Consider the following 22,758-nt stretch of genomic DNA (forward strand, 5'->3'; position numbering starts at 1 on the left):
GATCAACCCGAACGCCAGCGACATCTTGTTGATGTTGCTGTCGATCATCGCTGCCGCATCCGCATCATTGCCGGTCACCAGCTTGGTCACGTGGCGCGGCACATCGTTGCTCAGGGTCGAATACACCTGATCGTTCGCTGCCGTCAGCGCACTGGCCGCCGTCACGATCAGCACCACCCGCAGCGCACCGGTCACCAGTGCCATCATCGGCTCGCGCGAGCGACCGGTCACGATCATGAAGCCCTGGATCATGATCCAGATCGTCACCAGCACCATGATGATGCTCATCACCCAAGTCCCCATGCTGAACAGCAGATTGTCCTGGAAGATCACGATTTCCTTGTCAAGGAAGTCGAAGATCAGCCTGAAGAACGCCCATTGCGCGACACTATCCATCACTCACCCCTGCTGTTTCAGCCCTTCACCCCATCATCGATTGCGGGCACGATCCGTGTGAGACGCACGCAACGCCTCTTTCATGGCCTTGCCGGCCGTCAAGTCGACTGCGGCGCCGAGCAATGAAAACTCGCGTGTGCCATTGAGTGCACGATCCGCCAGCGTGGTCTGCGCGGCGCGCAGGTATTGCAGGCGGGCGTGGTAGGCATCCATGTAGGTCTTGTCCTGCAGGTGGTCGATCTGCAGCTGCGCCTGCAATGCCAGGATCTTGTTGGTGTTGGTTTGCAGCTTGCCGTAATCCTGGTAACCCTTGAGATTGTTGCGCTCTTCCTCGAGCTTGGCCAGGTCTTCATGCCGCTTCTTGGCGCGTGCGTACATCTCCAGCGAGTACTGGTACTGCGCCAGTTCAGTGGTCACGATTTCGGTACAGATCGTCCACTGCTGCCGGTGCACGTCCTCGGCCTTCCTCCCGGGCCGACTCCCGCAGCGTTCGGTGTTCTCGAACCGCGCTTGGGTGATCTTGGTCTTGTCCAGATTGGCGATGGCCTGGCCACCATGGCCCTTCATTTCCATCTCGCCCGGATCCTTGGTGATCTCGTTGGTGCCGCTGTTGCCACCAATCGTGTTGCTATCACGGATTTCCTTCAGCGTGCTGCGTGCTTCCCGGTCCTGCACTCGCCACTCGGCGGAGGCCGACAGGCTCAGTACCAGTGCCATGCCGGTGACAGTGAACAGGCCGTCGCGCAGCCAGCGACGACGGGGGGATGCAGGCCGCCGGGCGGGGCCCTGCGGGGGGCGGTGCGTGTGCGTGTTCATCCTCGTCTCTCCTTTGCTCTCATGCTCAAGCCGTGGCGCTGGCCATGGGCCGGTTCCAGCCCGGTTCGGTATCGCGCAAGCGCTTCTTGCCCGAGCCCTTGCGCTGTTCGTAAAACTCTTCCAGCCAATCCTGCGGTTGCAGGGCATCGACTTCGATCCCGCGTTTCCTGGCCTGCTCTTCCAGTACCCGGTGCAGGACTTCGATGTTGTCGGTGCTGGCCGAGATCACCGCCAGTGCGTCGTCCATGCCGCGCAGGTTGAGCTGGCAGATGGCCGAGGCGTGGCCCTGCTTGACCAGGAAGCAACGCGAGCGCTCGTCCAGTTCCTTGACCACGGCGAACTCGGCATCGGTCAGCTTCAGCCCGTCCACATAGTCTTCCTTGCTGGCGTTGGGGTTGGGCAGCAGGATCAGGGTGGCGGTCTGTTCGATCAGGGCCGCGGAAATGTCGCTGTGCAGCGCGTCTTCGGGGCTCTGCGTGGCGAAGATGCCGAGGCCATTCTGTTTGCGGATGGTCTTCTGCTTGTTCTTGGCGAACTCCTTGAGCCCGCCCTTGCCTTCCAGGATCTTCCAGAACTCGTCCATCACGTAGATCAGCGGACGGCCGTCGATCAGCGATTCCAGCCGATGCAGCAGGTACTGGATCACCGGCACGCGCACTTCGGGGTTCTCGATGATGTCGGTGTAGTCGAAGCCGATGATCGGTGCCTTGTGCAGGTCGATGGTGTCCATCGGGTTGTCGAACACCCAGCCCAGCGAGTTGCCCTGGGTCCATTTGCGAAGGCGAGCGTACAGCCCGTCATCGCCCATGTTGGGCAGGCTCTTCTGGAAGTTGCTCATGCTGCGCAGGTGCGGCGGCATGTCCAGCATCGCTTCCACTGCGCGGAAGATGTCCTCTTCCTCGCGCGCGGTGTAGTCCGGCTTGCCGGCCAGCACCTTGATCAGCTCGGCGAGGAACTGCACGTTCGCTTCGTTGCGCTCGCACTGGAACGGGTTGAAGCCGGTCGGCTCGCCGCTTTCCAGGGCCAGGTAATTGCCGCCGCAGGCGCGCACGAAGATCTCCGCGCCGCGATCCTTGTCGAAGAAGAAGATCGTCGGCACCGGGTCGAACTTCTGCGCCTGGCTGAGCAGGAAGTTGATCAGCGCGGTCTTGCCGGTACCGGACTTGCCGATGACCATCGTGTTGCCGATCGCCTTCTCGCCCAGCGAATCCTCGCCCGGCAGCGTGGCATGGAAATTGAAGTAATAAGGCTGCCCGTTGGTGGTCTGCAGCGTGGTGACGCACGGGCCCCACGGGTTGCGGTCCTGCTTGCCGCCGGCGAAGTTGTGCAGCGGCGAGAGGCCGAGGAAGTTGAGCGAGCTCACGTTCGCCAGCCGCGTGCGGTACTTCCAGTTGCCCGGCAGCTGCGAGAAGTACGAGGCGGCGATCGCCATGTTCTCCTTCGACGAGACGAAGCCGGCATTGGCCAGTTCCGCACGCGCCGCGGCGACCTGCTGGCCGAGCTGCTCCTGCGAGGCGGCATACAGGGTGAGGATGAAGTGGTACTCGCCGAGCACGAAGTTGCCGGAGGCGAGCTGGTCCATCGCCACGTCCAGTTCGGCGATCTGGCTCACCGCCTTGTCGCCGGAGGAAATCATCATGCCCTTGGTGCGTTCCAGCGCCTTGAGCGCGTCATAGCGGCTCTTGGGGCTGAACGAATGGGTGATGACGTACTCGAAATCGAGATACTTCAGGCCATTGAGGATGCCCGGCCAAGTGCCCTCCGGGTATTCCTTGACGTTGAGGATGGCGCCGAAGTGGTTCTTGCCCTCGGGCGTGTTGACGATGAAATCGCCGGTCTTGCTGGAAAACAGGTGCCGGCTCACCGCGAGGTAGTCCTTCACCGGGGCATCGAGCACCGGCACCGGCTCGTCGATGCGATTGAGGATGTAGCCGTACAGTTCCAGAACTTCGGAGAACACCACGCCGTTGTCGGCTTCGTACATGCCGAGGCGGTACGGGGCGTATTCCTTCAGCACCGCTTCCACGTTGGCGGCCAGCTCCTGGATGCGGCTGATCGCCTCCTTCTGCTCGGCTTCGAGCCGCGCCAGGTCGCTGGTCTTCTCGCGCAGGTGCCGGTTCTCCGGCATCGGCCGGTAGAGCATGGTCAGGTACAGTTCGTTCTGCATCAGCTTCTGCGTCGAGAGCGACTGGAAATACTCGTCGGACAGTTGCTGGTTGAACGGCTGTGCGAAGCGGCCGCCATCGCCGATGGTGCGTCGCCGGCGGATGTCATGCACCCAGAACGCGACGTTCACGAAATCCGGCGCGCGCAGGGTCTGCAGCAGGCGGTTGAAGGTGGCGTGCTTGTGTTCGAGCTCCCATTCCTCGCGCCCGACGAACGGCAGGCCTTCCAGCCGCCATGCCACCAGGAAATCCCCGCCCGTGGTCTTCACCACCGTGGGCGAGACATGGGTGGAGAGGGGGATGAACTCGCTGCTGGAGGTGTCGGGGTTGAACATGTCGGGTCAGGCAGGCATGCCGGCGCTCAGTCCTTGCGGGCGGGTTTGCTTCGGTAGGGGTTGGGGTTCAGCACCAGCAGGCCGTCATGCTCGCGCATGTTGCGCGCGCGCATGCGGAAGGTCATCCACAGGCCCAGCAGGCGGAAGATCAGTTCGTCCCGCTTGGCCATCATGCGCATGATGAAGATGACCACCGGCACGAAGATCAGGAACAGCAGGTTGGTGTACATGGCGAACAGCAAGGCGCCCCCGGCCCCGATGAAAAAGGGCACGTACGGCACCCCGAGGAACATCGGGGGCCGGGTGCAACCACGAAAGAGGATGTGCTTACGCATTCCTCACCGGGCTTTCGACAACCACGTAAGTCGTGGTGGCGCAGTTCTTCTTGAAGTCATCGCCGGCACCGATCACCATCGCCGCCAGCTGGCTCGCGGCACCGATCAGCAGGCCGCCGATCAGGATCGGCGCGACATCGGAAATGCGCTTGTGCGCGAATGCGATCTGGTAGCCGGCGAAGATGATGGCGATGGTCACGATCACGATCGAGGCGACCTTGAGGATGCTGTACACGTTGCCCATCACGCCGCAGATCTTGTCGGTGGCTTCACCGAGGTTGGCATCCTGGGCCAGCGCCATTGGCAGCAGCAGGACTGCGGCCCACAGCAGCAGCTTGCCGAAGCGTTTGATGGCAGGGCGAATGGATTGGGTGGGAGCAGTCTTCATTTGCGTGGGTTCCTGTCGGGGCTGGTTCAGAACACAAACGCCGCGTCCCCATTCTTCGGCGTTTGCGGGGAGGGTGAAGGGGTCGCCGCCGGGGTGGCGGTGGCGCGTGCCGGCACCGGTCCGGTGTCGGCGCTGGCATTGAGCATAACCGGCGTGGATGACGCCTCTGCGGCGGCCGCCTGGGCCGGGGTCAGTTCGCGTGCAGCCGCCAGCCCGGCGCGCCGCTCGATGAGCGAAGCGGTGACGGCTTCGGCACGTTGCCGGACGGCATCGGGCAGCGTGGGCGCCGCTGCCGCCTGGCTGCTGCGGCTGGCGGGCGCGGCGGCAGTGCCGGACCTGCGGCTGGAGATCACCGGGATCGCCAGCGAAGGCGTTTCCGGACTGCGCATGGCGAGCATGGAAGCCTCGACCTTCTGCACGTAGCCATGCCGGTAGCCGGTGGTGAAATTGCCCGAGTAGTAGCAGCTGAACGCCTTGCCCCAATGCCCGCCCGAGCGGGTATGGCATTCGCGCAGGATGCGTGCGCCGGCGTTGAGATTGGGGCAGGTCTGGAAGGCGGTACGGTAATTGGCGAGCCCGTACTTGGCGAGGTTGTAGCGGTTGACCTGGGCCAGGCCGAGGGAAAAGTTGAAGCCGCGGGCCTCGAGCATTTCCGCGGTGGCGACGGCCTCTTCGAGGTTGCGCGGTTGACGTGCCAGACGGCCACCCACCACCCCGATCGCATACGGGTTGTAGGACGACTCGACCTTGACCACATGGTGCATGACCGATGCGGGAACATCGATCTGGCACCCCATCAACTCCATGCCCGGCAACATTGTGCTGAACCTCCTGCGGCTTCCTGCCAGTTATGGATTATTCACGCTGATCAAGTCAAGTCAAGCGCCATGCCGCGCCGCGGCCGGCTCAATCGAACACGCGATCGGGCGTGTAGTCGATGCCGGTGATGTAGCGTCGCCCGGCGTGCGCCTTGATATGCACCACGATGTCGATGGTGAGCATCAGCAGGCGCTTGATGGTGGCGAACTCCAGGCCCGCCCCTTCCGGTGAGGCCTTGACCATCAAGGCCATCTGGTCCCAGGTCTGGCGGGTGTCGCCGGCGTGGCAGCTGGTGATCGATCCGGGGTGGCCGGAGGCGCAATTGCGGATGAAGTAGAAGGCTTCATCGCCGCGCAGCTCGGCCAGGATGATGCGGTCCGGCTTCATGCGCAGGCACGCTTCCATGCAGTTCTTCGCGGTGATGTTGCTGCTGCTCTGCCCGCCCTTGGAATACAGCAGGTGGACGGCATTCTGGTGCGGGATGAACAGCTCGCGCGCGTCCTCGATGGTGATCAACCGTTCGTTGAGGTCCACGTGGTCGACCAGCGACTTCATGAAGGTCGTCTTGCCGCTGCCGGTGGCGCCGGAAACCACGATGTTCTTGCGGTAGCCGACGGCGTGGCGGAAGAAGCCGCCGTAGTCGCGCGCCTCGCGCAGGGCAAGCAGGTGCTTGTCATGCTCGCTCAGCTCGCCCTCGCCTTCGAGGATCTCGTCGAAGAAGCCGTCGTCCTGGTATTGCTGCAGGGTGCGGTTCTGCCGTGCCGGCAGGCGGATGGTGATCGAGATCTTGCCCGGGTCGCAGGCCGGGGGAATCACGAACTGTGCGCGCTGCCCGGTCGGGAAGGTCAGCGAAACCATCGGGTCGGCATCGGTGATGCGCTGTCCGGTGTTGCTCTCGTTGACCACCGCGGTGCAGAACTGCCGGGCGCGCTCGAAGGACAGGGTCGGGACTTCGATCCGCTGCCAGCCGTCACGGGTTTCGATGTACAGCTCCCCGGGACGGTTGATGCAGATTTCGGTCACGTCCGGCGAGCCGAGATATTCCTGGATGCCCAGCACCTGGTACTGGTAATCCAGGAATTCGTTGGATATCCGGGCAACCGGGGATACGTCGTCTTCCACGCCCTCCTGCCTCAGCGTCCGCTCAGCACGCCGGTGAAGTCGACGTCCTGGGACACGTACACGTTCAGCATGCTGCCCTGGTTGATGGTGATGGTGGGTTGACGCAGTGCGCTGTCCTGCACCGCCTGCTGGGCCAGGCTTTCCACGGTACGCGCGGTATTGCTCTGGAACGGCTGGTCGACCACCATGCCGCTGCCCGGGTAGTAGACCGAGCCGCGCGGCCCATGCTTTTCGCCGGCGTACTTGAACGCGTCGCTGATCAGGCTGACCAGCACCGCCGTGGCGATGCGGTTGCCCCAGTGGGCGTTGCGCTGTCCGGGATGGCCGGAACCACCGAGGCTGTCCACGCCGGGGCTGGACATGGTCACGTCCAGGCCGGTGGGCGTGATCGCACGATCCCAGACCACCGCCACCCGATCGCGCGCCACGGTGTCATTGCCGTAGGTGCCCAGCAGCTTGGTGCCCACCGGGAGCAGCAGGCTGCGTCCGTTGATCGAATAGATCGGCTCGGCGACGACGCAGGAGGTGGCCCCGCCCAGATCGGTCACGATGCGGGTTTCAAGCACGCAGCGGATATAGGTACCCCGCACCAGCAGGGTATTCGGGTTGGCAAGCCGCTTGGCGCTGGTCTTCGGCGTGGAAACGGTCGCCACCGCGGTGGCCGACTCCGGATCCATCCCCCCCATGCCCGGGATTTGGCCCGGCATGCCCTCGTCCGGCGGCAGCTGCGAGTTGCCCATCCGCCGCTCGAGCAGGCTCGGGCCGGTCGGTCCCGCCGGCGCGGCCGGGCCGCCGCCCGCATCCGAGTACATGTAATCGTCCGGCGGCAGCACCGGGGGCGGGGGCGGGGGTGGAGGCGTGATCACTTCCACCGGCGCCACTGCCACCGGCGGCTGCTCCGGCAACTCGGGGGTTTCGATCACCGGTGCGGGTGCGGTGGCCTGGCTGGCGCCCGTGTCGCGATTGGTCAGCGTGGTCATGAACCAGAAGGCCATGAGCAGCATGGTCAGCACGATGCCGGCCAGGAAGAACAGGGCCTTGCGATTGAGCTGGCGAACCTCGTTGACGGTCAGCGTGGGCGCGCCTTCATCCAGATCGTGCCCGGCATCGCCCTGCTGCATGTAGGGGTTCGACTGGCCCGCTTCCCGGCGCTCGGCGTCTTCGGGCCTGCCCTCCTGCGGGTTTGCGGAATAGTCGGGGGGATAATTGCTGCTCATTGATAGGCACCTCGACGCAGGCCGATGACGTTGGATCCCTGCCGGATCACCAGGAACGGGTAGACCCCGTGGACGATGATGGTGCTGTTCTCCACCGTGGTGTTGAGCAGGAATTCCTGGCCGCGCTTGCTTTCGCGTGCAAACACCGCCGGGAAGTTCCCGGTCGGGATGCCACGCATGTCGGACATCTTGATATAGGTGAAGCGGCCATCGTCATAGACGTTGATCGGCACCAGCCAGGACGCCTTGCTGCGCGTGGCGTATTCGTAATTGAAGTTGTAGACCCGCGTCGGATCGAGGCTGGTATTGGCTTCCGCGGGTTTTGGCGCCTCCTTGGCCACCGCCGCGAAGGTGGCGTCGGTCGGGTAACGGAAGGAAACCCGGTACTGGACCCCGGCCTGCTTGGCCTGCTCCAGTGCCCGCCAATCGGTGGCGACCACTTTCAACTCGAAGATGTAGGAATTGGTTTCGGTGCGCACCATCATGTTGGTGTCGACATCGACGTTCTTCGGACGCAGGTAGAACACGTTGTCACGGCGGCTCACGTCCCAGCCACTGCTGAAGCCCAGGCTGTAATCGAGCACGTTTTCGTTGGGGCTGATTTCGATCGCGGTGGTGATGCCGAGCCCGGCGCGGATGGTGTACATCTTGCCCGGCTCGTAGAGATATTCCTGGATCGCCTGTGCGCGTGCCTGCGGGACGGCGCCCCAGGCGATACCGGCAGCCACGCACGCCGCCATCAAACGGAACCACGTCGTTTTCATCATTGCGACTCCTGCCCTTCGTCCGGCTGCGCGCCGGCTTCATCCTGTGCCTGATCCTGCGCGTCTTCGGCCGCCACCGCCGCATCGGCCGCGGCCGATCCCGCGGGCCTTGCCGGCTGCAGGGCCGGGGCGGCGAATTCGGCTGGCGGCGTGGTGAAGTCCTGATCGACGCGATAACGGGTGACATGGAATCGCAGCGGATTGACCATGCTGTCACGCTCGTTCAGCTTGATCTCGGGCCGATACACGAATTCGATGTTGGCGATCTTGTTGTCCAGCGGGCGCAGCGCGCCGGTGGCGACTTCGTAAAGCTGGCGCTGGAAGCGCACCACCGCACTGGTCGGCGGCCGCCCGGGAGGGCCGTCATTGAGCACCAGACTGAGAATCTTCACCCGCACCGCGGCCTGCGTGCCGTAGAGGTTGAACAGGCTTTGCGGGTTGTTGCGACTGCGCTCGGCAAGATAGCCGTTGCGCACCTGCTCCGAGGACATGGTGTAGACCACGCGGTTGTCGCGATCGGAAATCCAGCCGCCCGGTTCGTAGGACTCGCGCGCGATGATGTACTGGCTCACGTTGCTGTTGTTGACCGCCTTGTTGGCGCTCATGCGGTCGAAGGAGCCACTTTCATTCAGGCGCGCCAGGGTCGCGGTTCCCGAGGTCGAGTCCGCCATGACCAGGTAGGGCTCGCGCTTCTCCATGTGCGGCACCACGTAGAACAGGCCGGCGGCCAGTCCGAACGACATCAGCAACGATGCCCCGGCAACGCGCCACGCCCGCCTTTCGCTGCGTCGCGCCATGTCGGCTATCGTCAGCTCGAAGTCCTGTGACTTCCTGACCTTCTGTTCAATCTTTTCCGTTGCAGGCTTTTTCTTGAATTTCATGTTCGTGCTTCATGCCGCGGGGACGCAGCGCGTGGCGGCGGGGTGCCGGGGCGGAACAGGCGGGAAGGCATCACGGGGAGTCGGGGGAGCCCGCTGCCTCCGGCTGCGGGCGCGGGCGCACCACGAAGGAGCCGTTCTGCAGCGTGATCTGCACGCCCTGCGGGGCATACAGGCGATCCAGCTCGGCGGCAGCGTGCTCGGCGGACGTGGTGCGCACGGTGGAAACCGGCGCGTGCAGCGTGTAGTCATTGCCGACCTGGTAGCTCAGCCCGAGGCGGGCATCCTCGCTCCAGCGTGCCAGCAGCTGCCGGAGCGTGCCGTCCAGCGGCGTGGCATGGAAGGTGTAGGCGGGATTGAGCGGAATCGCCTGCGGCTCGGCGGAGAAACGGTTCACCGGCCGCCATTTGCCATTGAATTCGGGCGCCGGCGTGGTGCCACACGCTGCCAACACGACGGCTGCACCTGCAAGCAGGGCACGCCAAACACGAAAATTCATATCGAGCTTTCCTCGTTCAATCTTTCAATGTACCCACGGAGTGCGGTCGGGCTGGCCTTCACCTTCCCAAGCGCCCTCGCGCATGGCGGCTGGACACACCGTGCGGTACAGCCGTTCGCCATCGACCTCGCGCTGGCTCCAGCTGATTGAATAGGGATACGGGCAGGAGGTGGAGGGGACAATGCAATAGCCGGGCGTGACGATCCACAGACCCAGGCTCGGCTTGAGCGGATTCCATGCACGCGGGCGCTCGCGCATGCCCTGGGTGCAGAACAGGAAAGGGTCGTTATCGCGGAACAGACGACCGCTGGAGTCTTTCAGTTCCGTGTAGCACCCGGTGGGCGTGCTGACTCCCATGCACGGCGGGCCGGATTGCTGGGCTGTCACCGCACTCGGCAGTGCAATCAGCGCTACGGAAACAATGAAGCCGCAAGTCCTTTTCATGGCATTCCCCAAGCTTTGACGCATTTCTAACACACGCCTTTGACGTTTGTCACCGGCGAGGGCGCTCGCACGTTTCACGAATCCCTGTCCTGTCCGGCCGCGGCGGCACGCTTCCCGCGCTCTCCGGAACCCGCCATAGCAAACCACCTTGCCACCATAATGGCAAATCCGCGCGCGAACGCGCCCCCGGCTGGACAGCCGGCCGGCTCGAAACCTGCGCTCGCGCATGCCGGATGCACCGCAGCCTCGACGTGGCACGGCGGCTCTGGCGCACACATCGGGCCGGGCTGCCGCCTGCATCGGCCGCGATCACGGCGGCCGGCCGAAGCCGGCATGTCGGGCGGGCAATTTCCTCGCCGATAATCCCCCCATGTCGATGCCGTCGCGCACTCCATCCCGCCATCCGCGCGCGCTGCGCCGCGACATGGCGGTTCCGGTCCGCTTCATGCTGATCCTGGGCCTGCTGTCGGCGGCACCCGCGGTGGCGGCGCAGTGGCTGTCCTGGCCGCCGCAGCCGGACGCGGTGACGCCGCCACGCCACGAAGCCCGTGCGCCGGTGCGCCTGCGCGTCGAGTCGCGGGACGCTGTGCGCGAGGTGTGGGTGGACAACGATCTGGCCGGGCCTGTGGAAGTACGCATCGAGTCTGCCGCGGGGCTGCCGGGCTTGCCGTTGCAGGCGCTGTTGCGCACCCGCGGCGCGCACCGGCTGGCGCGCATCGAGCATGCCCCTGCGCTGCAGCTGACGCTCACCGCGGTGCCCGGGGTGCCGGCGGTCAGCGCGCAGGATGTCGCCTACCGCTTCCCGCTGGCATTGGCCCAGGCACGCGTCGGCCAGGGGCCGCACGGCCGCTTCAGCCATGCCGATGCGGAAAACCGCCATGCGATCGACTTCACCGCCGCACCCGGCACGCCGGTACTGGCCGCGCGTGCCGGGGTGGTGATGCAGGTCGAAGACCGCCATCCGGACCGCCCGGGGCACATCGACGAAGCCAATTTCGTGCGCCTGCTGCATGGCGACGGCAGCATGGCGCTGTATGCACATCTGCAACGCGGCAGTGCCGGCGTGCGCCCCGGCCAGCAGGTGGCCGTCGGGCAAGTGATCGCGCGCAGCGGCAATTCCGGCTACAGCAGCGGCCCGCACCTGCATTTCGCGGTGCAGGTCAATGCCGGGCTGCGCCTGCGGTCGGTGCCGGTGCGCATCGTCGGCGAGCGCGGCGAGTTGCGCCTGCCCGCCGGCAGCGACTGAAGGCGTCGCTGCCGCGCGGGACTCAGATCGCCACCCGCGTGCCCAGTTCGACGATGCGGTTGCCCGGGATATGGAAGAAGCCGGTCGCCGGCGCGGCATTGCGGTGCATGAAGGCGAACAGCCGTTGCCGCCACAGCGGCATGCCGCGGCGCGACGCCGCGACCACCGTTTCATGGCTGGCGAAGTAGGTGGTGTCCATCGGGTCGAAGGCCAGCTCCTCGCACTGATCGCAGGCCGCCATCAGCGCCTGCGGCACATCCGGGCTTTCCATGAAGCCGAAGCGCACCAGCACCCGGTGGAAGCCGTCGCCGATGGCGTGGATCACCAATCGCTTGTCCGCACCGACATAGGGTACGGCCAGGGTTTCCACGGTCAACAGCACATTGTGTTCGTGCAGCACCTTGTTGTGCTTGAGGTTGTGCAGCAGCGCGTGTGGCACCACGCCCTGGTCGGCGGTCAGGAACACCGCGGTGCCCGGCACCCGCGCCGGCGGTGCCAGCATCAGCCCGGGCAGGAAGCTGTCCAGCTGGATGCCGTCCTTCTGCACCTCCGCGCGCAGCAGGATGCGCCCGCGCCGCCAGGTGCGCAGCATGGTGAACAGCACGATGCCCAGCACCAGCGGGAACCACGCGCCCTGCATCACCTTGGCGCCGTTGGCGATGACGAAGGCCAGCTCGACCAGCATGAACACGCCGCACAGCGGCAACACCCAGCCGCGCCAGTTCGGCCACAGTGCACGGGCGACGATGAACAGCAGCAGGGTATCGATGAACATGGTCATCGACACCGAGATGCCATAGGCCACCGCCAGATTGGACGAGGTGCGGAAGGTCAGCACCAGCGCCAGCACCAGGATCATCAGCATCCAGTTGATCGCCGGGATGTAGATCTGGCCGATGGTTTCGCGCGAGGTATGCACGATGCGCATGCGCGGGATGTAGCCCAGCTGCATGGCCTGGCGCGAGATCGAGAAGGCGCCGGTGATCACCGCCTGCGAGGCGATCACCGTGGCCGCGGTGGCCAGCGCCAGCATCGGCCAGCGCGCCCATTCGGGCACGCCGATGTAGAACGGATTGGCGATCGCCGCCGCATCCTCCAGCACCAGCGCGCCCTGCCCCAGGTAGTTGAGCATCAGCGCCGGCAGCACGAAGAAGTACCAGGCACGGCGGATCGGCCGTGCGCCGAAATGGCCCATGTCGGTATACAGCGCCTCGCCACCGGTCACCGCCAGCACCACCGCGCCGAGGATGAAGATGCCGTGCCAATGGTGTTCGATGAAGAATCGCACGGCCCACAGCGGACTGATCGCCTGCAGCACCTCGGGCTCGTGCACGATGTTGAGCACGCCGATCACCGCCAGCGCGGCGAACCACAGCACCATCACCGGGCCGAACACCCGCCCCACCCGCTCGGTGCCGAAACGCTGGCCCATGAACAGCGCCAGCAGCACCAGCACGGTCAGCGGCACGATCCAGTCATGCAGGCGCGGCGCCACCACTTCCAGGCCTTCGATCGCCGACAGCACCGAGATCGCCGGGGTGATCACGCCATCGCCGAAGAACAGCGAGGCGCCGAAAATGCCGAGGATGCCGACCACGTAGGCCGACTTCGAACCCTTGCGCAGGGTGCGCTGGGCCAGCGCCATCAGCGCCATGATCCCGCCCTCGCCTTCGTTGTCGGCGCGCATGATGATGGTCACGTACTTCAGCGTGACCACCAGCATCAGCGACCAGAACGCCAGCGAGAGCACGCCGAGCACGGTGTCGTGGTCGGCGACGAGGCCGTAGTGCGGGCTGAACGCTTCGCGCAGGGTATACAGCGGACTGGTGCCGATGTCGCCGAACACCACGCCGATGGCGCCCACCGCAAGCCCGAGCAGTCCGGCCTGCCCCTGCGTGTCGCGTGAGGATGCCGGTGATGCCGAATTCGGTTTCATCAATGCCGTCGTGGCCGGTGAGGCGCGCATGATAGACCTGCGCGCGCCCGCCTGCAGCCGGCGCGCCATGGATGCCGCTGGCGGCCTACTTCAGCACTGACTGCAAGGCCTTGCGGATGATCGCCTCGACCGCATCGCCCTCGGCCATCGCCTTCTTCGCCATGCGCTCGGCCTCGGCCGGCTTGTAACCCAGCTGCTGCAGGGCGATCACCGCTTCGGACAGCGGATCGTGTGCCCCTGGCGCTGCACCGATGCCGGGGACGCCACCGACGAGGTCACTGGCGCGATCCCGCAGCTCGACCACGATGCGCTCGGCGGTTTTCTTGCCGATGCCGGGGATGCGCGTCAGCGCGGCGATGTCGCCGGCCTGCACCCGCGCCGCGAACTCGCCCACCGAAGCCCCCGACAGGATCGCCAGCGCGATGCGCGCACCGATGCCGCTGACCTTCTGCACGTCGCGGAACAGCCGGCGCTCGGCCTCGCTGATGAAACCGTACAGCGCCACGGTGTCGTCGCGATGCGCGTAGTGGGTGAACAGTGCCACCTCGCTGCCGGTGGCGGGCAGTTCGTAGAAGGTGCTCATCGGCGCCTCCAGCTCGTAACCCACGCCTTGCACGTCGACCACCAGCCAGGGCGGCTGCTTGTGGATGAGGATGCCCCTGAGTCTGCCGATCATCGCTGTCTCCTGCCCCAGGCCTGGCGCACGCCGACGCCCAGGCGCGCGGCACTCGCGCGCACGTGCGCGTGGGTGATCGCGACGGCCAGCGCATCGGCGGCGTCGGCCTGCAATTTGCCGTGAATGTTGAGCAGCACGCCGACCATGTGCTGCACCTGGGTCTTGTCGGCGCCACCCTTGCCGACCAGCGCCAACTTGATTTCACGCGCGGCGTATTCGGCCACCTTGAGGTCGCGCGCGACGCAGGCGGCCATCGCCGCGCCACGCGCCTGGCCCAGCTTCAGCGCGCTCATCGGGTTCTTCGCCAGGAACACCTGTTCGATCGCGACCTCGTGCGGCCGATGCGCGTCGATCAGTGCCCACAACCCGTCCAGCAACAGACGCAGGCGTTGCGGGAAGTCCTCCGCACCCAGCAGTACCAGCGGCTGGCTGTGCACATGCGTCATGCGTCCGTCGGCGGCGACGTCGATGATGCCGATGCCGGTGCGCTGCGAGCCGGGATCGATGCCGAGAATGCGCAACGGGGCGGCGGCACGGCCGGTGGCGGCGCCCGCGCTGCGCGCTTTGCTCAGCAAGACCTAGCCCTCCATCTCGGCATTGCTGTACACCGCCTGCACGTCGTCGAGATCGGCGAGCCGGTCGAGCAGCTTCTGCACTTCGACGGCGGTTTCGCCCGCGACCGGCGCATCGTTGTCCGCGCGCATCGTCACTTCGGCGAAACCGGGCTCGAGGCCTGCGGATTCCATCGCCGCCTTGACCGTGGCGAAGTCCTCCGGGGTGGTGATCACGTCGATGGCGCCATCGTCATACACCACCACGTCGTCGGCACCGGCCTCGATCGCGGCGTTGGTGACCGCATCCTCGTCGGCATCGGCGCCGTAACTGAGCACGCCCAGCTTGCGGAACATGAAGGCCACCGAACCTTCGGTGCCGAGGTTGCCGCCATGCTTGCCGAAGGCGTGGCGCACGTCGGCGACGGTACGCACGCGGTTGTCGGTGAGGCAATCGACGATCACCGCGACGCCGCCCGGAGCATAGCCTTCGTAGCGGATTTCCTCGTATTCGACGCCTTCCAGCTCGCCGGTGGCCTTCTTGATCGCGCGCTCGATCACGTCCTTGGTCATGTTGACGGCAAGGCCCTTGTCGATCGCGCTGCGCAGGCGCGGGTTGCCGGCCGGATCACCGCCACCGGCGCGGGCGGCGACGGAAATTTCGCGGATGATCTTGGTGAAGATCTTGCCGCGACGGGCATCGACCGCATTCTTGCGGGCTTCGATCGAAGGACCACGTCCCATGGTGCAAACGCTCCAGCCGGAAAGTCCTGATTTTAGGCGATCGGCCGCTGCGCGGCCGCAGCCGCCCGCTGCGCATCCGGATGCAGGAAACGACCATGACGCAGGAAGCGCACCGCCTGCTCGACCGCATCGCGGGAGAAGATCAGGCCGCTGTGGCTGGCCGGCAGGACGATGTGGTCGGCCAGGCCGGGCACCCGGGTTTCGTCCACCGCCACGGTGCCGTCGTGCTCGCAGTCGAAACCGGCCATGAAGTGGCCGAGACCGAGCGGCGTGCAACCGGCGACCATGCCGACTTCGAGATCGCGCGGCAGTCGCGGCACGCCTTGCAGCAACAACGGGCGGTGACGGCCCAGCAGGTGCTCACCGGCGGGAATGCGCTCACTCATGCCGCGTGCGGCGGCGCTGCCGGCCAGCGGGCTGCCCAGGCAGACGATGCGCGAAGGCGCGGCGGCACCGGCGCGTTCGGCTGCACGCACGGCCAGCAATCCGCCCAGGCTGTGTGCCACCACCGGGATGCCCGGCTCGGCGGCAAAGGTCGCGGCCAGCTTGTCCACCGTGGCATCGGTGTCCTGCAGCAGGCTGTAGTAACCGAATGGCTGTGGCGCGAAGCCTTGTTCGCGCAAGCGGCTGGCGAACCAGTGCATCGCCGGTGCATGCATCCACAGGCCATGCAGCAGCAGCACCGGCTGGCGATCGTCCCGGCTCGGCATCAGGCCCGCGCGTCAGCGACCATCGGCCAGACGCCGCAGCCAGTCATCCAGCAGGCGTTTCTCGTGGCGCAATGTTTCGTTGCCGGTCAGCACCGGGCTGCGCTGCAGGTAGCTCAGGTCGGTCAGGCGCACGCCCTTCTGTTCACTGACATGGCCATCGGCCGTGACCAGGCGATAGTCGAGTTCGATCCGCGGCGGGGTCACGTCGCGCAACACCCGGCGCTCCTCTGCGCTGCGTATCGGCTCGCACTCGCCGGCGCGGTCGATGTCGACGAAGTGCAGCTCAAGCCGTGCCTCCGGCGGCAGGCTGCGCTCGGCCCGGGTGCGCGCATGGCGGGCCAGATCCTCGACCCAGCCCGCATCATGATCGACCATGCGACAGGAAAACTCGCGGAACTTCGCCGGGTCGTTCCATGACACCGCCACCCGGCCTTCGTCAGGCAGGCGCAGCTCGGCCGGATCGGGTGCCGGCATGCTGGCACAGCCGGCCAGCAGCAGGGCGGGAACCAACAGCATCGAACAAGGCAGGCGCTTCATCGGCACGCTCCGCTGGGGGATGCCGCCACTGTACGCCAGCGCGGGTTCAGCCGATGTCGCGGCGCAGGATGAACTCCAGGTCGCGCGCCTCGCCCACCGGGTACAGGTATTCGCCGACCTTGCGGTAGCCGTGGCGGGCATAGAAGCGCTGCGCACCGTGGTTTCCGCTCCACACCCCGATCCAGATCGCGCGCGGTCCGTTGCGTCGCATCCAGCCTTCGGCCTCGTTGAACAGCCGCGTGCCGGCACCGCCATTCTGCGCCGCGCGGCGCAGGTACAGCCGCTTCAGCTCCATGTCGCCCGCCTGCACATCCGCATGCGGCAAACCGCACGGCCCGACGAAGGCATAACCCTGCACCTGCCCCTCGGCATCCTTCAACAACCACGCCGCACAACCCTGCTGCTCCAACGCATCCACGTACCGCTGCGGCGCATAGGTCTCATCCAGATAACGCTGCAGATCCTCGTCCCGGTACTGGTGACCGAACGTCTCGACGAACGTGTCGCGGGAGATCAGCGACAGGGCGTCGGCGTCGGCGGGGGTGGCGCGGTGGATGAGCATGGGAGCGAGTGGAGAGAAGTGAGTGAAGAGGAGTGAGAAGTGAGAGAAAAGCGCGGGAGAATCGAGCAAGCTCGAAAAGAGCGTGTGTGCAGCGGAGTGAAAAGCATGGGCAAGCCGAGCCGGTCACGTCAGCGGCTGTTGCCCTCTCTCACTCGTCACTTGTTTTCACTATCTCTTTCAAGCAACAACTTGGAGCGAGTGGAGAGAAGTGAGAAGTGAGAAGTGAGAAAAAAGCACGGAAGTTCGGAACGAGCAGCGTGCGCAACGGAGTGAAAAGCATGGGCAAGCCAAGTCAGTCACACCCGCCGCTGCTGCCCACTCTCACTCCTCACTTCTCTCCACTCACTCCTCGCTCCTCCACCCTCACATGTACTTCCGCCAACTGCGCCGCATCCACTTCCGACGGCGCGCCGGTCATCAGGCATTGGGCGCCGGTGGTCTTGGGGAAGGCGATGACGTCGCGGATGGAGTCGGTGCCGGCCATCAGGGCGGCGATGCGGTCGATGCCGAAGGCGATGCCGCCGTGCGGGGGGGCACCGTATTTCAGGGCGTCGAGCAGGAAGCCGAACTTGGCTTCGGCTTCTTCGGCGCCGATGCCGAGAAGTTCGAACACCGCGCGCTGCATCTGCGGGCGGTGGATGCGGATCGAGCCGCCGCCGATCTCGTTGCCGTTGAGCACCATGTCGTAGCCGCGCGATACCGCGGTGCCGGCATTGGCCTTGAGCTGGTCGATGTCATCGACCGCCGGGGCGGTGAACGGGTGATGCAGGGCGACGTGCCGTTGCGCCTCCTCGTCCCATTCGAACATCGGGAAATCGGTGATCCACAACGGCTTCCAGCCCTCTTCGACCAGGCCCAGGTCACGGCCCAGGCGCAGCCGCAGCGCGCCCATGAACTCCGAAGCGACACGATACGGCGCGGCGCCGAAGAAGATCGCATCGCCGGACTGGGCGCGGGTCGCGCGCAGGATCGCGTCGAGGGTGGCATCGTCGAGGAACTTGGCGATCGGCGAACTGATGCCCTCGCGACCCTTGCCGGCGTCCTCCACCTTCATCCACGCCAGGCCCTTGGCGCCGTGCTTGGCGGCATGCGCGGCCAGCTCGTCGATCTGCTTGCGTGACAGCGCGGCCGCACCCGGCGCACGCAGTGCCACCACGCGGCCATCGGCGCTGGCGGCGACATCGGCAAACACCTTGAACTCGCAATCGCGCACCAGCTCGGCGATGTCGGTCAGCTCCAGCGCGATGCGCTGGTCGGGCTTGTCCGAGCCATAGCGACGCATTGCCTCGGCCCAGGTCATGCGCGGGAACGGATCGTCGAGCTCGACGCCGATCACCTCGGCGAACACCTCGCGCATCATCGCCTCGACCGTGGCCTGCACCTCGTGCTCGTCGACCCAGGCGAACTCCATGTCCAGCTGGGTGAATTCCAGCTGGCGGTCGGCGCGCAGTGCCTCGTCGCGGAAGCAGCGCGCGACCTGGTAGTAGCGGTCGAAGCCGGCCATCATCAGGATCTGCTTGAACAGCTGCGGCGACTGCGGCAGGGCGTAGAACTCGCCGGCGTGCATGCGCGCCGGCACCAGGAAGTCGCGCGCACCCTCGGGCGTGGCGCGGGTCAGGATCGGGGTTTCGATGTCCTGGAAGCCGCGCGCGTCCAGCCAGCGCCGCAGCGCCGCCACCAGCCGCGTGCGGATGCGCATCTTGCGCTGCATGTCCGGCGAACGCAGGTCGAGGTAACGGTACTTCAGGCGGATGTCCTCGCCCGGATTCTCGTGGTGGTGGAACGGCAGCGGCTCGGCCTTGTTCAGCACCTCGATGCGTTCGGCCAGCACTTCCACCTTGCCGGTGGCGATGCGGTCATTCACCGCGTGCCGCGCACGCACGGTGCCGGTGATGCGCAGGCAGTCCTCGTAACCGATCTGCGCCGCAGTCTTCAGCACCTCGGCATTGCCCGGCACCTCGGCCGGCTCGGCCACCACCTGCACGATGCCTTCGTGGTCGCGCAGGTCGATGAACACCAGCCCGCCCATGTCGCGGGCGACATCGGCCCAGCCGCACAAGGTGACGGTCTGCCCGATCAGCGATTCGTCGATCAGGCCGCAGAAGTGGGTACGCATGGGCATGGGGCTGTTTTCACGGGCCGGGGCAAGCCCGCTAGTTTAGTCGCTCCAGCCGCGGCAGCGCCTCAGTCGACCTTGCCCGCGGGCGCGGCAGCGGGTTTGGCCTCGGCTTTCGACTCGCTGCCACCTGCCGCAGGCTTGGCGCCCTCGCCGCCTTCGGCCAGATTGCGGCGTTTCTCCCCGCTGCCCTTGAAGTCGGTTTCGTACCAGCCGCTGCCGGCGAGGCGGAACGCGGGCGCGGTGACCTGGCGCCGGACGCCGCCTTCCGCGCCGCACTGCGGGCACTGGCGCGGGTCCGGGTCGGACATCTTCTGCAGCTTGTCGAACGTGTGCCCACAGGCATCGCAGGCAAAGGCATAGATCGGCATGGCGGCTCCCGGAATGAACGGCGCCCCTCATGTGGGGCCACTGGCGGGGAAAGCAAGTCGGGGCTTGGCCCGCGGCCTGCCTGAATGCGTCGACTTCCGAATGCCTCGCGACGAAAACACAATATCTTGTGTTGACTAAACCGAAATCCCCCGATATGTTGATGCCCGTCGGTTCCCGCCGCCAGCAGCGTCGGGATGAAAAGGGAAGCCGGTGAAGGTCCGCAGGACCCATTCCGGCACTGCCCCGCAGCGGTAATTGGGAACGAACCTGCCATCAGCACTGGAGCGATCCGGGAAGCGGCAGGCGAGGCGAAAGCCGAGGAGTGAGTGCAGAGAAACGAGAAGTGAGAGAGAGCCAAAGCGCAACAGCGTGCCGCCTCTCACTTCTCACTCTTCTTCACTCACTTCTCGCTTCACACCCATCAGTCCGAAGACCTGCCGACAGCCGCGCGCAGCACGAACGCGCGGTGCCGGCACAGGTGTCTCCGGGGGGAGGCGGCCGGTGAATCGCGTTGGCGGGCGCTGCCCGTACGCGGTTTGCCCGCGTCCCGCACCCGGAACCCGTCGCCCGAGGGGGCGATGCCGCGATCCGGACGCCTGGCGGCCGTGGTCGTGTCGTCTCCCGCTCATGCGTGGCTTCGAGGGAAAGCCCGCGCCCCGTGCGTCCATCCGCTGGAGACGCCCATGAGCCAGAGCATCGAACTGTCCGCCCCGCCCGCCACCGACGCCGTCACCGGCACTGACACCGGCAGCGGCGGAAACTTCGCCCTGACCCCGCCGGCCACCGCGCATGCGATGACCGTGACCAAGCGCAACGGCCAGCGCCAGGCGGTGGATCTGAACAAGATCGTGTTCGCCGTGCAGCGCTGCTGCGAGGGCCTGCACGCGGTCGATCCGATGCGCGTGGCCACGCGCACCATCTCCGGCCTGTACGACGGCGCCAGCACCCGCGAACTGGACGAGCTGTCGATCCGCACCGCGGCGCTGCTGATCGGCGAAGAACCCGAATACGGCCGCCTCGCCGCACGCCTGCTGGCCAACGTCATCGCCAAGGAAGTGGCCGGCCAGGAAATCCACGCCTTCTCGCAATCGGTCGCGCGCGGGCATGAGGTCGGGCTGATCAATGACCGCCTGCTCGGCTTCGTGCAGACCCATGCGCGCAAGCTCAACGACGCCATCGACATCCGTCAGGACCTGCACTTCGACTACTTCGGCCTGCGCACCCTGTACGACCGCTACCTGCTGCGCCACCCGCACACGCGCAAGGTGATCGAGACCCCGCAGCAGTTCTTCCTGCGCATCGCCAGCGCGCTGTCGGAGAACGTCGGCGAGGCGATCGACCTGTACCGCACCATGAGCGCGCTGGAATACATCCCCAGCTCGCCGACGCTGTTCAATTCCGGCACCCGCCACGAGCAGCTCTCGTCCTGCTTCCTGCTGGATTCGCCCGAGGACAGCCTGGAGGCGATCTACGCCAAGTACGGCGAGATCGCGCAGCTGTCGAAATTCAGCGGCGGCATTGGCGTGGGCTATAGCCGGGTGCGTTCGCGCGGCTCGCTGATCCGTTCCACCAACGGCCATTCCAACGGCATCGTGCCGTGGCTGAAGACGCTGGATTCGTCGGTGGCCGCGGTCAACCAGGGCGGCAAACGCAAGGGCGCGGCCTGCGTGTACCTGGAAACCTGGCACGCCGATATCGAGGACTTCCTCGAGCTGCGCGACAACACCGGCGATGACGCGCGCCGCACCCACAACCTCAATCTGGCCAACTGGGTGCCGGACCTGTTCATGCAGCGGGTCGAGGCGGATGCCGAATGGTCGCTGTTCGATCCGCACGCAGTGCCGGAGCTGGTCGATCTGCACAACGAGGCCTTCGAGGCCGCCTATCTGCAGGCCGAGAAGCAGGGCAAGGCGGTGCGCACGATCCCGGCGCGCAAGCTGTACGCGCGGATGATGCGCACCCTGGCGGAGACCGGCAATGGCTGGATGACGTTCAAGGACAAGTGCAACCGCGCCGGCAACCAGACCCTGCGCCGCGAAAACGTGATCCACCTATCCAACCTGTGCACCGAGATCCTGGAGATCACCTCGAAGGAGGAAACCGCGGTCTGCAACCTCGGCTCGATCAACCTCGCCCGCCATTTCGACGAATACGGCGACTTCGATTTCGACAAGCTGGCCGAAACCGTGCGTCAGGCGGTGACGCAGCTGGACCGCGTGATCGACCTGAATTTCTATCCGATCGAGAGCGCACGCCGCGGCAACCTGCGCTGGCGTCCGGTGGGTCTGGGCTGCATGGGCCTGCAGGACGTGTTCTTCAAGAAGCGCCTGGCCTTCGACAGCGACGAGGCGCGCGCGCTGTCGAAGAAGATCGCCGAAACCATCTACTTCCATGCGCTGGATGCCTCCTGCGAACTGGCCCAGGCCAAGGGCGCGCACCCGGGCTTTGCCGATACCCGCGCCGCCGAGGGCCAATTGCAGTTCGACGCCTGGGACGTGGTGCCTGAGGATGCCGCGCGCTGGGACGCACTGCGCGCGCGCATCCGCGAACACGGCCTGCGCAACTCGCTGCTGATCGCGATCGCGCCGACCGCGACGATTGCCTCGATCGCCGGCTGCTACGAATGCGTCGAGCCGCAGGTGAGCAACCTGTTCAAGCGCGAAACCCTGTCCGGCGACTTCCTGCAGATCAACCGTTACCTGGTCGAAGAGCTGAAGAAGCTGGGCCTGTGGACGCCGGAAATGCGCGACACGATCAAGCTGGCCGACGGCTCGATCCAGGGCATCGCCGACATCCCCGAAAGCCTGCGCCATGTGTATCGCACCGCCTGGGAAATCCCGATGCGCAGCCTGATCGACATGGCCGCCGACCGCGGCGCCTTCATCGACCAGTCCGCCTCGCTCAACCTGTTCATGGAAAGCCCGAGCATCGGCGCCCTGTCCTCGATGTACATGTACGCCTGGAAGCGCGGCATCAAGACCACCTACTACCTGCGCTCCCGCCCCGCCACCCGCATCGCCAAGACCACCGTCTCGGCGTACACGCCGGCGCAGGCGGTGGCGTGCTCCTTGGAGAATCCGGAGAGCTGCGAAGCCTGCCAGTGAGCGAGGAGTGAGTGCAGAGGAGTGAG

Annotated in this window: 23 protein-coding genes and 1 riboswitch; of the genes, 2 read left to right on the forward strand and 21 right to left on the reverse strand. The window is 65.9% G+C overall.

Annotated elements, in window-relative coordinates:
• The 12 genes from ACW11F_RS09145 to ACW11F_RS09200 form a co-directional block, all read right to left on the reverse strand.
• The coding region (locus ACW11F_RS09145; RefSeq protein WP_456996593.1) for a type IV secretion system protein at positions 1 to 396 on the reverse strand (396 nt) is incomplete at its 3' end.
• 33 nt (positions 397 to 429) lie between these two features.
• The gene (locus ACW11F_RS09150; RefSeq protein WP_456996594.1) at positions 430 to 1,212 is read right to left on the reverse strand and encodes a hypothetical protein; all 783 of its coding nucleotides are present in this window, start codon (positions 1,210 to 1,212) and stop codon (positions 430 to 432) included.
• Positions 1,213 to 1,237: 25 nt separating this feature from the next.
• Positions 1,238 to 3,712 carry a VirB4 family type IV secretion/conjugal transfer ATPase gene (locus ACW11F_RS09155; RefSeq protein ID WP_456996595.1) on the reverse strand — a complete coding sequence of 825 codons (2,475 nt, stop codon included), beginning with the start codon at positions 3,710 to 3,712 and terminating at the stop codon, positions 1,238 to 1,240.
• Between the two features lie 26 nt (positions 3,713 to 3,738).
• Positions 3,739 to 4,047: a type IV secretion system protein VirB3 gene (locus ACW11F_RS09160; RefSeq protein ID WP_456996596.1), complete on the reverse strand. Its 309-nt coding sequence runs from the start codon at positions 4,045 to 4,047 to the stop codon at positions 3,739 to 3,741.
• On the reverse strand, positions 4,040 to 4,435 hold the full coding sequence (locus tag ACW11F_RS09165) for a TrbC/VirB2 family protein (RefSeq protein WP_456996597.1): 396 nt from the start codon (positions 4,433 to 4,435) through the stop codon (positions 4,040 to 4,042). The genes ACW11F_RS09160 and ACW11F_RS09165 overlap by 8 nt, the downstream gene beginning before the upstream one ends.
• 26 nt (positions 4,436 to 4,461) lie before the next feature.
• The gene (locus ACW11F_RS09170; RefSeq protein WP_456996598.1) at positions 4,462 to 5,253 is read right to left on the reverse strand and encodes a lytic transglycosylase domain-containing protein; all 792 of its coding nucleotides are present in this window, start codon (positions 5,251 to 5,253) and stop codon (positions 4,462 to 4,464) included.
• A gap of 88 nt (positions 5,254 to 5,341) precedes the next feature.
• Complete coding sequence (gene virB11 / locus ACW11F_RS09175; protein WP_456996599.1) at positions 5,342 to 6,376, reverse strand: P-type DNA transfer ATPase VirB11; 1,035 nt, start codon at positions 6,374 to 6,376, stop codon at positions 5,342 to 5,344.
• Between the two features lie 11 nt (positions 6,377 to 6,387).
• On the reverse strand, positions 6,388 to 7,593 hold the full coding sequence (locus ACW11F_RS09180) for a TrbI/VirB10 family protein (RefSeq protein WP_456996600.1): 1,206 nt from the start codon (positions 7,591 to 7,593) through the stop codon (positions 6,388 to 6,390).
• Positions 7,590 to 8,333, reverse strand: a complete 744-nt coding sequence (locus tag ACW11F_RS09185) for a TrbG/VirB9 family P-type conjugative transfer protein (protein ID WP_456997082.1) — start codon at positions 8,331 to 8,333, stop codon at positions 7,590 to 7,592. The genes ACW11F_RS09180 and ACW11F_RS09185 overlap by 4 nt, the downstream gene beginning before the upstream one ends.
• A gap of 23 nt (positions 8,334 to 8,356) precedes the next feature.
• Positions 8,357 to 9,238 (reverse strand): virB8 family protein, encoded by an 882-nt coding sequence (locus ACW11F_RS09190; RefSeq protein ID WP_456996601.1) that lies wholly within the window; start codon positions 9,236 to 9,238, stop codon positions 8,357 to 8,359.
• Positions 9,239 to 9,308: 70 nt separating this feature from the next.
• Complete coding sequence (locus tag ACW11F_RS09195; RefSeq protein ID WP_456996602.1) at positions 9,309 to 9,689, reverse strand: hypothetical protein; 381 nt, start codon at positions 9,687 to 9,689, stop codon at positions 9,309 to 9,311.
• A 69-nt stretch (positions 9,690 to 9,758) separates the two neighbouring features.
• Positions 9,759 to 10,178: a hypothetical protein gene (locus tag ACW11F_RS09200; RefSeq protein ID WP_456996603.1), complete on the reverse strand. Its 420-nt coding sequence runs from the start codon at positions 10,176 to 10,178 to the stop codon at positions 9,759 to 9,761.
• A 370-nt stretch (positions 10,179 to 10,548) separates the two neighbouring features.
• Here ACW11F_RS09200 and ACW11F_RS09205 point away from each other — a divergent pair, with 370 nt between their 5' ends.
• Positions 10,549 to 11,424: a M23 family metallopeptidase gene (locus ACW11F_RS09205; RefSeq protein WP_456996604.1), complete on the forward strand. Its 876-nt coding sequence runs from the start codon at positions 10,549 to 10,551 to the stop codon at positions 11,422 to 11,424.
• Between the two features lie 22 nt (positions 11,425 to 11,446).
• On the opposite strand, the gene ACW11F_RS09210 is transcribed toward ACW11F_RS09205, so the two are convergent.
• The 9 genes from ACW11F_RS09210 to ACW11F_RS09250 form a co-directional block, all read right to left on the reverse strand.
• Positions 11,447 to 13,360 (reverse strand): potassium transporter Kup, encoded by a 1,914-nt coding sequence (locus tag ACW11F_RS09210; RefSeq protein WP_456996605.1) that lies wholly within the window; start codon positions 13,358 to 13,360, stop codon positions 11,447 to 11,449.
• 85 nt (positions 13,361 to 13,445) lie between these two features.
• Positions 13,446 to 14,036 carry a Holliday junction branch migration protein RuvA gene (ruvA, locus tag ACW11F_RS09215; RefSeq protein ID WP_456996606.1) on the reverse strand — a complete coding sequence of 197 codons (591 nt, stop codon included), beginning with the start codon at positions 14,034 to 14,036 and terminating at the stop codon, positions 13,446 to 13,448.
• Complete coding sequence (ruvC, locus tag ACW11F_RS09220) at positions 14,033 to 14,557, reverse strand: crossover junction endodeoxyribonuclease RuvC (RefSeq protein WP_456997083.1); 525 nt, start codon at positions 14,555 to 14,557, stop codon at positions 14,033 to 14,035. Before ruvC ends, ruvA begins: the two co-directional genes overlap by 4 nt.
• A 57-nt stretch (positions 14,558 to 14,614) precedes the next feature.
• A complete protein-coding gene (locus ACW11F_RS09225) occupies positions 14,615 to 15,331 on the reverse strand; it encodes a YebC/PmpR family DNA-binding transcriptional regulator (protein WP_456996607.1) in 717 nt (238 codons plus the stop codon).
• 32 nt (positions 15,332 to 15,363) lie between these two features.
• A complete protein-coding gene (locus tag ACW11F_RS09230) occupies positions 15,364 to 16,041 on the reverse strand; it encodes an esterase/lipase family protein (protein WP_456996608.1) in 678 nt (225 codons plus the stop codon).
• A gap of 12 nt (positions 16,042 to 16,053) precedes the next feature.
• Positions 16,054 to 16,578, reverse strand: coding sequence for a DUF3016 domain-containing protein (locus ACW11F_RS09235; RefSeq protein WP_456996609.1), 525 nt, complete (start codon positions 16,576 to 16,578; stop codon positions 16,054 to 16,056).
• Between the two features lie 46 nt (positions 16,579 to 16,624).
• Positions 16,625 to 17,140, reverse strand: coding sequence for a GNAT family N-acetyltransferase (locus tag ACW11F_RS09240; protein ID WP_456996610.1), 516 nt, complete (start codon positions 17,138 to 17,140; stop codon positions 16,625 to 16,627).
• 328 nt (positions 17,141 to 17,468) lie between these two features.
• The gene (aspS, locus tag ACW11F_RS09245; protein WP_456997084.1) at positions 17,469 to 19,256 is read right to left on the reverse strand and encodes an aspartate--tRNA ligase; all 1,788 of its coding nucleotides are present in this window, start codon (positions 19,254 to 19,256) and stop codon (positions 17,469 to 17,471) included.
• Between the two features lie 68 nt (positions 19,257 to 19,324).
• Positions 19,325 to 19,627 carry an FmdB family zinc ribbon protein gene (locus tag ACW11F_RS09250; RefSeq protein ID WP_456996611.1) on the reverse strand — a complete coding sequence of 101 codons (303 nt, stop codon included), beginning with the start codon at positions 19,625 to 19,627 and terminating at the stop codon, positions 19,325 to 19,327.
• 152 nt (positions 19,628 to 19,779) lie between these two features.
• Positions 19,780 to 20,084, forward strand: a riboswitch (cobalamin riboswitch).
• Positions 20,085 to 20,422: 338 nt separating this feature from the next.
• Here ACW11F_RS09250 and ACW11F_RS09255 point away from each other — a divergent pair.
• Positions 20,423 to 22,732: a ribonucleoside-diphosphate reductase subunit alpha gene (locus tag ACW11F_RS09255; protein WP_456997085.1), complete on the forward strand. Its 2,310-nt coding sequence runs from the start codon at positions 20,423 to 20,425 to the stop codon at positions 22,730 to 22,732.
• The last annotated feature ends 26 nt before the right edge of the window (positions 22,733 to 22,758 follow it).

It is taken from the genome of Luteimonas sp. e5 (assembly GCF_054031035.1).